12 protein-coding genes are annotated in these 10,084 nt (G+C 57.1%); 5 read left to right on the top strand and 7 right to left on the bottom strand.

The window, feature by feature from the left end:
- Positions 1-202: 202 nt before the first annotated feature.
- Positions 203-508 (bottom strand): hypothetical protein, encoded by a 306-nt coding sequence (locus tag NW841_RS03840; RefSeq protein WP_414385462.1) that lies wholly within the window; start codon positions 506-508, stop codon positions 203-205.
- Between the two features lie 241 nt (positions 509-749).
- Here NW841_RS03840 and NW841_RS03835 point away from each other — a divergent pair, with 241 nt between their 5' ends.
- Positions 750-1,013, top strand: coding sequence for a ParB N-terminal domain-containing protein (locus NW841_RS03835; protein ID WP_414385460.1), 264 nt, complete (start codon positions 750-752; stop codon positions 1,011-1,013).
- 23 nt (positions 1,014-1,036) lie between these two features.
- On the opposite strand, the gene NW841_RS03830 is transcribed toward NW841_RS03835, so the two are convergent.
- The 4 genes from NW841_RS03830 to NW841_RS03815 all read right to left on the bottom strand — a co-directional run bounded on the left by NW841_RS03830 (position 1,037) and on the right by NW841_RS03815 (position 4,264).
- Positions 1,037-1,708, bottom strand: coding sequence for a response regulator transcription factor (locus NW841_RS03830; RefSeq protein WP_414366405.1), 672 nt, complete (start codon positions 1,706-1,708; stop codon positions 1,037-1,039).
- Positions 1,709-1,888: 180 nt separating this feature from the next.
- Positions 1,889-2,677: an ABC transporter permease gene (locus NW841_RS03825; protein WP_414371131.1), complete on the bottom strand. Its 789-nt coding sequence runs from the start codon at positions 2,675-2,677 to the stop codon at positions 1,889-1,891.
- Positions 2,674-3,432, bottom strand: coding sequence for a uroporphyrinogen-III C-methyltransferase (gene cobA, locus NW841_RS03820; protein WP_414332467.1), 759 nt, complete (start codon positions 3,430-3,432; stop codon positions 2,674-2,676). Before cobA ends, NW841_RS03825 begins: the two co-directional genes overlap by 4 nt.
- Before the next feature lie 67 nt (positions 3,433-3,499).
- Positions 3,500-4,264: a sirohydrochlorin chelatase gene (locus tag NW841_RS03815; RefSeq protein ID WP_414385457.1), complete on the bottom strand. Its 765-nt coding sequence runs from the start codon at positions 4,262-4,264 to the stop codon at positions 3,500-3,502.
- Positions 4,265-4,407: 143 nt separating this feature from the next.
- Here NW841_RS03815 and NW841_RS03810 point away from each other — a divergent pair, with 143 nt between their 5' ends.
- The 4 genes from NW841_RS03810 (at position 4,408) to NW841_RS03795 (ending at position 8,377) form a co-directional block, all read left to right on the top strand.
- Positions 4,408-5,361, top strand: coding sequence for an asparaginase (locus tag NW841_RS03810; protein ID WP_414371135.1), 954 nt, complete (start codon positions 4,408-4,410; stop codon positions 5,359-5,361).
- A 72-nt stretch (positions 5,362-5,433) separates the two neighbouring features.
- Positions 5,434-6,201 (top strand): hypothetical protein, encoded by a 768-nt coding sequence (locus tag NW841_RS03805; protein WP_414385454.1) that lies wholly within the window; start codon positions 5,434-5,436, stop codon positions 6,199-6,201.
- A complete protein-coding gene (locus tag NW841_RS03800; protein ID WP_414385452.1) occupies positions 6,198-7,148 on the top strand; it encodes a hypothetical protein in 951 nt (316 codons plus the stop codon). Before NW841_RS03805 ends, NW841_RS03800 begins: the two co-directional genes overlap by 4 nt.
- Positions 7,121-8,377 (top strand): BREX system ATP-binding domain-containing protein, encoded by a 1,257-nt coding sequence (locus NW841_RS03795; protein WP_414385449.1) that lies wholly within the window; start codon positions 7,121-7,123, stop codon positions 8,375-8,377. The genes NW841_RS03800 and NW841_RS03795 overlap by 28 nt, the downstream gene beginning before the upstream one ends.
- A gap of 324 nt (positions 8,378-8,701) precedes the next feature.
- Here NW841_RS03795 and NW841_RS03790 read toward each other — a convergent pair whose 3' ends face one another.
- On the bottom strand, positions 8,702-9,376 hold the full coding sequence (locus NW841_RS03790; protein ID WP_414385447.1) for a DUF3318 domain-containing protein: 675 nt from the start codon (positions 9,374-9,376) through the stop codon (positions 8,702-8,704).
- Between the two features lie 144 nt (positions 9,377-9,520).
- Positions 9,521-10,012, bottom strand: coding sequence for a YajQ family cyclic di-GMP-binding protein (locus NW841_RS03785; protein WP_414365420.1), 492 nt, complete (start codon positions 10,010-10,012; stop codon positions 9,521-9,523).
- Between the last annotated feature and the right edge of the window lie 72 nt (positions 10,013-10,084).

Genomic DNA, 10,084 nt, shown 5'->3' with positions numbered 1-10,084 from the left:
TTGAACAGCAGCTAAAACTGCTCTAAGGCTTTTCCGCCCCGCACTACTCGCGCTAGCGGCGCCGAGCGCTGAGTACGGGACTACCAAGCTACTCTGCTGTGTGTTGCAACCTTCTCCAAACCGGCGCTGACAGCCGTTGACCCCAGCCAGGGAGCAACAGCAGCCATGGCAAGATGGGACATCTGGTCAGGGATCCCAAGTCTCAGCCAAGGCCTGGTCTGGAGAGTCTAGTGAGAATTGCAATAGAACTGACTGCACGGCCACTGTCGGTGGCGGAAGCAATGCGGGAAATCCGGGATCCCGTATCGGCCATGGCCCAGAAGCTGCCGATGCTTTTGGCTGTAGAGGTGCCCAGGAGAAATTCCACTGCATTAGAGTCCGGGGATTGCTCCTGAGCAGCGATCACCACCGCCGCTTCCCCACCTTGCCCAGCCACTGCTGGAGTGGAAGGTTCCGGCGTGGGCTGAGAGGCTTCTGCTGGGCGGGGAGAAGGTGGCTGCAGCGGCATCTCGCCAGGGGAGGTTTGTGGGACCTTGCCAGGGGGTACGGGGGGAGCCTGGCCGGCGATCTTTCCCCAGAAAGCTTGGAGGAGTTGCCACATGGCTAAGTTGGCTCCTGAGCGAAAGGGCAGTGAGGAATGGTGCTATCCTGCCATGCTCTGCCCTGAGAATCCACTCCCTCTGCAAGTCTTGCTAGAGCAAAGTCATAACGAGTATGATTAAGAAGCTTACCTAGGGAGAAAATTCACCATGGCGCACATTCGCGAGATTCCCCTGGCCCAAATTCGTCGCCCCTTGCCGCGGCAGACGGATCCGGAGAAAGTGCGGGCGTTGATGGCTTCCATCGAAGCCATCGGCCTGCAGGAGCCGATCGAGGTTTTGGAAGTGGAGGGAGAGTACTACGGGTTCTCTGGCTGCCACCGCTACGAGGCATTTGTTCGCTTAGGCAGGGAGCGAATTCCCTGCCGGGTGCGCAAGGCAACGCCTGCCGTCTTGAGACTCCACCTGGCCTAGGAGGGATCCCTCTCTCTCCCAGCCTATTTTTTGTCGCCCGACTCTTCCTGGGGGACGTAGCCCCGTTCGTAGGCAAAGCGCACCAGTTGCGAGCGATTTTCCAGAGAAAGCTTGCTGAGGATGTTGGTCAGGTGAGTTTGCACAGTGCGCGGGCTAATGAACAGCTTCTCGCCGATTTGCTTGTTGGTGAGGCCGCGGATCACTTCCCGGAACACCCGCTCTTCGGCGGGGGTGAGGGGAAGCTCGGCTAAGCTGGAGCGGGGGGCGGCTTCGGATTTGGCCTGGGTCTGCTGCTGGATCAGGCGCAGAATCTCCAACTGGGTGCGGCGGGCTCGTTCGATTTGCGCCTCGATTTTGGCCACCAACTCCAGCGGCTCGAAGGGCTTGATGATGTAGTCATCGGCTCCCCACTCGTAGCCCTGAACGCGGTCGTCCAGCTCACTGCGAGAGGAGAGGAAGATAAAGGGGACGAGTTCGCCGCCCCGCTGTTGGCGCAGTTGCCGGCAAAACTCGAAGCCATCCATTTCCGGCATCACCACATCCGACACCACCACATCCGGCTGCTCTTGGGCAAACAGGCGCAGCCCTTCTACACCCGAAGCGCCCGTACAAACCCGATAGCCGTGCTGAGTCAAGTGGCGGCTCAGCACCTTTAAAGAGAGGGGATCGTCATCTACGACCAATACGCGCTTCATGATGACTAGGGGGAGAGGCTGTTGAGGAATGACTAAAGAGATGATCTGAGGGCGCTATTCACCTCTTGCCGCAAGTTTAAGTCCAGATAGGATGCTGGCGATCAACTAACCCCTGCCCCATAATAGTCGTTCCAGAAGCAGTCTTGCTGCCGGCTCAGGCGGACTGGGAAATAGGTTTGTTTAGGCTCCCATCCCGGAGTAGCGTTGCAAACCCTTGCGCCACAGCCAGCGGTTGACCAGCCAAAACAGCCCCAGCCAGGCCAGGCCCATGGCAAAACCGCGCGGGATATCTTGTGGGATCCCCACCCAGAGGCCGGCGGGAAAATGTACCAAGTAGGGAAAGGGCGTCCAGGCCAAGACCTGGCGCACCGCCGGTGGAAACACCTCCAGAGGGGCGATCACCCCCGACAAAAACAGGTACACCAAGAAATGAAGCTGCTCCAGAGCCGATATCCGCTCCACCCAAAAGGCCAGCAGCGCCAGGGTGTACTGCATAAGAAAGCGCAGGGCAAAAGCCAACAGAATGGCCAGGGATCCCAGTGCCACCTGTTGCCAAGACGGGATCCAAAAAGCACGGGGGTAGAGCAGGAAAAAGAAGGCAATCAAAGCTATGGTAAAGGGGAGACGGGCCAGGCGCTCCATCAGGTGGCTGGCGACGTGGTGCCAAGCGGGATCCAGAGGCTGCAACAGACGCGGCGATAACTTGCCTTCGACGACCTCCCGCTCAAAGTCCCAGATCACCCAGGTGATGCTGAACTGGCGCACCAGGAACACGGCCAGAAAATAGCGGCTGAACTCCAGGGAAGAGAGCGAGAAATCTCCTGAACGGGCGGCTTCGCTCCAGAGCCCCATCATGATCAAGGGCAGGGATCCGGCCAACACCCACAGGATCAGCTCCGCCCGGTACTCCAGCATGTAGGCGTAGTAGGCGGCAAAGAGCGCCCTCAGCTTGCGAAAAAAGGCGTTCATTGAGGCTCTGAAGGGGCAAGCGGACATAGAGTGGGCAACAGGCCGGCCAGATTGACCACCGCTCCCACCACGACAATGGCGGGCGGTGCTACAGGCGAGGGCTGACCGGCTAGAGTCTCCAAACGGAGCAGATGAATCTCTTGCTCCGGCGTGGTGCCCCAGCGGATCAGGGCAACGGGGGTGTCGGGAGCTTTGCCGCCGGCCAACAATTCGGCGGCGATGTGGCCGAGGTTGTGCATACCCATGTAGATCACCAAGGTTTCTACGGCCTCGGCTAGGGCACGCCAATTGACCTGGGGGCGGTATTTCCCTACCGCCTCATGGCCGGTTACGAAGGCAACCGAGGAGCTGAGGTCGCGATGGGTGAGTGGGATCCCAGCATAGGCGCTGGCGGCCATGCCCGCCGTAATTCCCGGCACCACTTCCACCGGGATCCCGGCCTGCACCAGCGCCAGCATCTCCTCGCCCCCCCGCCCGAAGATGAAGGGATCCCCGCCCTTGAGGCGCACCACCACGGCTGCCGTCTGGGCTTTCTCGATCAGCAAGGCGGTGATTTGCTCCTGCGGGAGGGTATGGGCGCCGCAGTGTTTGCCGGCGTAGATTCGTTCTGCTGTGGGTGGGATCAGATCCAAAATGGGGGATCCCACCAGGGCATCGTAGATGACCACGTCCGCATGGGCGAGCAGCGCTTTGCCCTTCACCGTCAGCAGTCCCGGATCCCCAGGCCCTGCTCCCACCAGATACACTTTGCCCATCTCAAATCCCAATAGCTTGTCGGAAATATCTATTCTGCTGGAACAGGACAGTTTTGACCAACCAACCCTACTTCCCGGTCAGACAGGCCGTCTGCAGGGTCTCCTGGATGGCCTGTACCACCTGGGGATCCCGCCAGAGGGGCGGCTCCACCGTAATCTGCAGCAAGGGCCATTCTCGCTGTAGCCGCTGAGCTTGTTCTTGTAAAGCGCGCAGCAGACCGCCCGGAAAAAGAAAAAACGGCAGCACCCGCAGGCGATACTGGCTCAGACGCAGGCAATGGATTACAGCCGCTTCCAGTGTCGGGGGCTGGGCGGCAAAAGCCAGGTGGATGGGGGTTCCGGGCAGGCGCTGTTCCAGAGCTTGGATCCCGGCCTGGAGCTGGGCGGCAAATCCCGGCAGGCGGCTGCCATGGCCAAATAGGATCCAGCCGTGGGTCAGTTCCCCCAACCGCTGCGCCGCAACCACGCGAGCCGCCACCAAATCGAGCAGGGCCGGGTGCTGGCCGATGGGGGGCGTCAGCAGCAACTGCAGGCGCGGCCAGCGAGCTTGAACCTGCTCCACCGCAGCCGGCAAATCCTCCTCCACATGGGATCCCCCGCCCATAAACAGTGACAGCAGCACCACCGGCCCATCGACTCTATCCAGACAGGAGGCCAATTGTCTGTGAATCTGCTCTGCCAAGGTCAGGGGCTGACCTTCCAACTGGGCCAGCTCCACCGGCTGAGGAGCCAGCCGCTGCCGCACGCGGGCCAGCAAATCCGCCGCCGCCTGTTGGTATTCCGGATCCCGGCTGCCGTGACAAACCAAAAACACCAGTGGAGCTAAGGACATGGCAGAAGTCAGGGATCCAGAGGCAACTGTTCTATTTTGCTACTTAGAAAGGTTCCGACAACGTCTCGCGCCGGATCTGCGCGTATGATTTGATTAAAGTACACATCCTTTTTTCAGACTCGTCGGCCCTTTCCCAGGATTTCATGTCATTTGAGAATCGTTCCACCACCCCCGAACTGTTGATCCATGTTTTGCGGGAAGGGTTGACCGAATCTATCCATCATTGCCAAGCGGTCGTGGCCGATAGCCGCGGGCGCTCCCTGGCCATGGCCGGCAACAGCACCACCCCTGTTTTTGCCCGTTCTGCGCTCAAACCCTTCCAAGCGCTGGCCATGCTCTCCACCGGCATCCGCGAGCGCTACCGCCTCAGCGAGAAGGATATCGCCATTATGTGCGGATCCCATCAGGGCACCACGGCCCATGCGCGGCAGGTGTTCAGCATGCTCTGGCGCGCCGATCTGTCTCCCGAGCTGCTGGTCTGCCCCACCCCACCCGGCAAGCCCAGCCCCCTGTGCCACAACTGCTCCGGCAAGCATGCTGGCATGCTGCTAGCAAGCCGCGCCCAGAACTGGACCCTGCCGGACTACGCCCAGCGGCAACACCCCGTTCAGGCCCTGGTGCGGGCTAAGTTGGCGGATCTATTGCAGATGCCCTCGGAAGAGTTTTTGTTTGCCCGCGATGACTGCGGCGTGCCCACTTACCAGTTACAACTCAACCACCTGGCCTCCCTGTATGCCCAACTGACTGCCGGCGAGCGGCCCGACTTGGAGGCCATCGCCCGCGCCATGACCCACCACCCGGAAATGGTGGCCGGACAGGGATGTTTCGACACAGAATTGATGCGGGCCACCCAAGGCGAGCTGGTCAGCAAGTCCGGCGCCGAAGGGATCCAGTGCATTGGGCGCGTCGGAGAGGGGATGGGCCTGGCCATCAAGGTACAGGATGGGGCCGCGCGGGCCAAATATGCCTTGGCTTTGCACCTGCTGCAGCGCATGGGCTGGATCCAACCTGCCGCTGCCGAAATGCTAGGGGAGCGCTTCCTCGCCGTCGGCCCCTACACCCGCCTGGAGGTGGAAGGGGAGCTGCGCATGCCCTGAGCAATCCAAGCGGGGCTGAGTCTTGCATCTTACTCCCTGGCAGTGCTACCTTGTCGAAAAATTGGAAGAACAATGTTTGAGGAGTCTTTCAAAGCTCTCGACGGCGAGCTGGCCAGCTTAGTTGAGCTAACTAAGAAAGTGACGAAAGCGGTAGGCAGTGCTCAAGCTGCTAGCAAAAGGGGAGATCTCCAAGCAGTAAACCGCCAGGTAGAAAGCTGCGGCTCTGCCCTCAACAAAGCTCTCTCCCAAGTGGAGCTGGTGAGGCGAGCTCTTGAACAAGCCCAGCAAGCTTTGTCCACCTCCTCCCTTGAAGACCTGGCCCGCGAAGTGGGGGAACGGGTAGACCAGCCCTGGCTTCCTACCGAGAATCCCAACATTTTTGTGGCCTTTCCTGCCTTAGTGCACTTTGCCAGAGAGGGGGTACGTATCGACCGCAAGATTTTCCGATCCCAGCGGCCCAGTGCTATTGCTGAGGCGATCAAGCGAGCAAGAGCCGCCAAGAGCAAAGAGACTGATCCCCAGGCTGTCCTTCAGCTCATTTGGAAGGCAGCAAGAATTGCGTCAGGCTACCTGAGAAAGCGTGTGGAGCAACTGCCTAACTCCATAAGTGTAGCTGCGCGAGATGTCTTCGATGTTCTCCACCTCAATAACTCAGACTACACAGAAGCAGAATTTACGCGACATCTTTACCTTCTAGATCGAAACCCAATCAACAATGTGGATGGCTATCGCTTGATCTTCTCTGCATCTACAGGCACGCGCTCAGGTCGCTGCTATCGCATTCGCGATGAACGCGGTGAGGAACATATTTACTATCTTTTGGAGTTTGAGCGTCTATGAGTGGGGAAACCCAGAGTCGTCTACAGCTTGATTTATGGCTGCGTTGTCTTGAGAAAGACTACCTGGGATCCTTCATCCCTGCGGGTGGTGCAACCGTCAAGCTAGCCGTCGTCCCAAAAGATTCCTACTCCCACCTCTACAAATCTCTTCAGGAAAAGCTATCTCTTTCTTCTTTTCGGCTTTTTGATCTAAGCGAAGAGCGCATCAATCTACATTCAATTGAGAATTTTTGGTTTGCCCTTGCTCAGAGGGTAGACTGGGAATCTTTTGCCAGAGAACTGCGCTATAGCATTCTCAGAAAAATTGGATATTCCCCCAGCTCAGAACTTCAAGACTGCACTTTAGAGGAACTGGCGGAGCTTTACCAAGTTGAGGCCCGCGAGATCAACATACAGTTCCAGCGAGAAATTAAGAAGCTGATTTTTCAGGACTACTCTCTGGCTCTCGACTTTCGCAAGGCTATTTCCCGTCTTATCTACGAGCCTCTCCAAAGTCCAGGCACTCTAGAAGGTTTGTGCCTTGCGGTTCAGGAGTGGCTCAAAGGCACACTGAAATCTATTAGTCAAGTGCGTGGGGCAGCTATTTTTCGAAAGATTGATAGGACAAATTCTCGAGAGATCCTACTTTCTTTTCTGAGGCTTTTCACGCGTCAGTTCGGTTGGACAGCAATTCTTGTCAGTCTGTTTCATTACTACGAGCGAAGAGAAAATGGACGTCCAATCTTCACTCGTAGGCAAATTATTGAGCTTTACGAAACCTTGCGAGAGTTTATCGATGCAGAGAGTAAGCTTGAGAAAACAGTCCTAATCTTCATGGCTCCTCCAGATTTTATTGAATCAGAACTTTTGTCCTACCATAAGTACCGGGCTTTGCAAACTCGAATTGAGAACGAGGTATATTCTCCCAATTATCCCAATCCTTGTACAACTATGGTTCAACTTCAATGAGCGCATCACTTGTAGCCCGACGAGCGATTGAAGCGCTGCGAAACGGTGTTCCCAATCCATTTGCAGTTGCAGAACTTGGCTCTTGGCAACAAGAGGTCGAAGAGAAGTTTTGGGAATTATGCAACGCCCCCAGCTTAGAGCCTGGGGGGATGCTCGTGAAGGGGGACTTTGGAACTGGTAAGTCTCATCTTCTACTAACTCTGCAGGAAAAAGCAAAGAAGCAGGGTTTTGCCACCTCGCTGGTTGTCATCTCTAAAGAGCTGCCTCTTGGCAATCCTAGTCGCCTAATTCCCCGCATCCTTGCCGAAATCGAACTCCCTGACATGGCTGAGCGCGGGCTCCAAGGCATTGCAGGTCGTCTGCAGTACAAACAGCCTTCTTTCCAGGAGTTCCAGCTTTGGGTTAACCAATGGCGATTTGGAGAGGGCTGGTGGCCGGCTACTCTAGCTTTACACCAAAGGCTAGAGGGTGACGATGAGAAACTAGATGCTATTGTCCGCTTTTGGGCCGGTGAATCCACTCTGAGGCTCTCAGAGGTGCGGCAGAGACTTCGGGATCACGGTCTGGCAGGGGCTCACTCCGTCGGCAAGCTACCTCCTGCGGAAAGTTTGCACTGGCAGCGCCTGGCTTTTTCTGCTCAGCTATGTCGGGCCATAGGGCTCAGGGGCTTGGTGGTTTTGGTGGATGAGATCGAGCTGATTGCACAGTACAGCATCCTGCAGCGGGTCAAGTCCTACCGCGTTCTTGGCCACTTGTTTGGCAAGGAAACTTTACCTGAAGAACTAAAAGCAGCTCCGCTAATTCTAGTGGCAGCAGTAACCCGCGACTTTGAGCAGTCTATCTTGCAGGAAAAAGGGGATTGGGAGAAGGCACCTGAGATGGCGCGCCAGAAGCATGTTTCTGAGGAAGCTGTAAGGGCCGGCATGGAGGCCATTCGGCGGGCTATCCCCCTCCGTTCCTGTTCGGAAGCTCAGGTGGCCATTCAAGCGATGTTGCACAAGGTGGCGGATCTCTACCAGAAAGCCTACCCTGATTGGGTACGGCCATCACTGTCTGAGCTCCCTCCTCTTTACGGCACAACTACCGTGCGGTCAATTATTCGCCGTTGGATTACTGAGTGGGATGTGCGCCGGTACTACAACCCTACTGGTACAGTTCAGATTGAGGAAGACAAAGCGACTGGACACAACCCTACGGAAGAGATCCAAGAACTGGAAGAGGAAGCTTAAGCAAGCCTAGGTGCTCCCCAAAGTTGTCTGAGTTGTCTGAGTTTAGCTTAATCGGCGGGAAGCCCCGCACTGTATGGGTGAAGAGCCAATCAGTGTCGGGATGAAAGCCGTTCGTGCTACAAGTGAGGCGAACAAGTTCAATCTCTGGAGAGTTTCCCGCCGTGGGTTGCACGGTGGCAGCACGCTGAGACCTCTGTACCAACAAGTCTGGGAAGCGTGAAGCCGGTACGCTATCGGTTCGCGCAGCGTGGCGTCAGCCATGTTGTGCTTACTCAACAAAGATGAGGGTCGGGAGTCATCCCCCACCTAGTTTGCAGGAACTGCTCAACGCTGAAAGGGATTTTGGTAGGGGTTGGGGTTCTGGCCCTTGTTGCGGTACTTGGGATTGATGGTCAAGGTGCCGGAGCCGAGGCCCCGCTGGGCCAGGAACTCCAGGTTGCGGTGGCGCATGGTGGTGTCGTAGTCGCTCTTAACGCGATCTTCGAGGATGGCTACCTGCTGCAGGGCACTCAGCAAAATGGCAGCCGCCTGTTCAGAGGTGTAGCCGTTTTGGGAGGCATAGCGCACGGCGAATTCATCGGCTGCGACTTGCGCTTTTTGTCCCTTTTCTGCTTTACGCAGCAGAAACACCGCCGATGCCGCCAAGCCGGCTGCCAAGCCCACGCCAAGGTTATCTCCCATCTGCAGCTCCACCAAAATGCCCATGCTGCCGGCCCCAATTAGGGCGGGATACAGCAATAGCGCCGACCAGTTGTCTCCCAAGGCCAGCTCGGTGGTCATCACGGCTTCCCGCAAAAAGTAGATCTTCTGTTGATCGGGGCTCAGCTTCTGCCAACGGCTCAGGTCGATGGCAAAGCGAGTGTACTTCTGCCAGGGAAAGCGCCAGAGCGGCTGCACAACCCGAGATTGGTCAGGGGATCCAATCTCGATCTGCACCTCGGGTCGGATCTCCACCGGGAGAAACTGGATCAGGCGATCGAACTCAGAAATGGTGTACATACTGGCGCGGTAGAGCTGCGGTTGGAGATGGAGATCACTACCTACCCATGGTAAAGGATTCTGGCCTTCTCTGTGGGCTAGCTCCCAAAAAGCCAAGAGCCAAGGGGCTACGCGAGCTGGGATCCCTTGCCTGCTGTGGCCGTGCTACCGGTAATTGACAAACTGCAGCGCCACCGGGTAATCCTGCTGCTTGAGCATTTGAATGACCGCCTGTAGCTCATCTTTGTCTTTGCCGGAAACCCGCACCAGATCCCCTTGAATGGAGGGCTGCACCTTCTTGAAGTTGTCGCGGATTTGCTTGGCAATCTGCTTGGCCAGCGCCGCATCGATACCTCTTTTGAGACGAACGACCTGGCGCACCCGGTTGCCAGCGGCACTCTCCGGGGGTTGAAAGTCGAAGATCTTCAGGGAGAGGCCCCGCTTGGCCGCTTTGGTGAGAAGCAGATCGCGAACGGAATTGAGAGCCATCTCATTGGCAGTGGTGATGGTCAGGGATCCCTCCTCCAGCGCAATTTCCGTCTGGGTATCCTTGAGGTCGTAGCGCTGTTTGATCTCTCGCTGGGCCTGATCCACAGCGTTCACCAACTCCTGCCGATCGAAATCGCTGACAATATCAAACGAGTAAGTGGAGGCCATAAACCCTATCTTTGCTGCCGTTCCGTATCATACGCTCTCAGATGGCCAAGGATCCCCGCTCTCCGGAGGAGT

The sequence above is a fragment of the Synechococcus sp. H60.3 genome (assembly GCF_047462295.1).
In the GTDB taxonomy this organism is placed as follows: Bacteria; Cyanobacteriota; Cyanobacteriia; order Thermostichales; family Thermostichaceae; genus Thermostichus.
The sequence above is the reverse complement of the archived record's forward strand: the minus strand, read 5'-3'. Positions and strand labels throughout refer to the sequence as shown.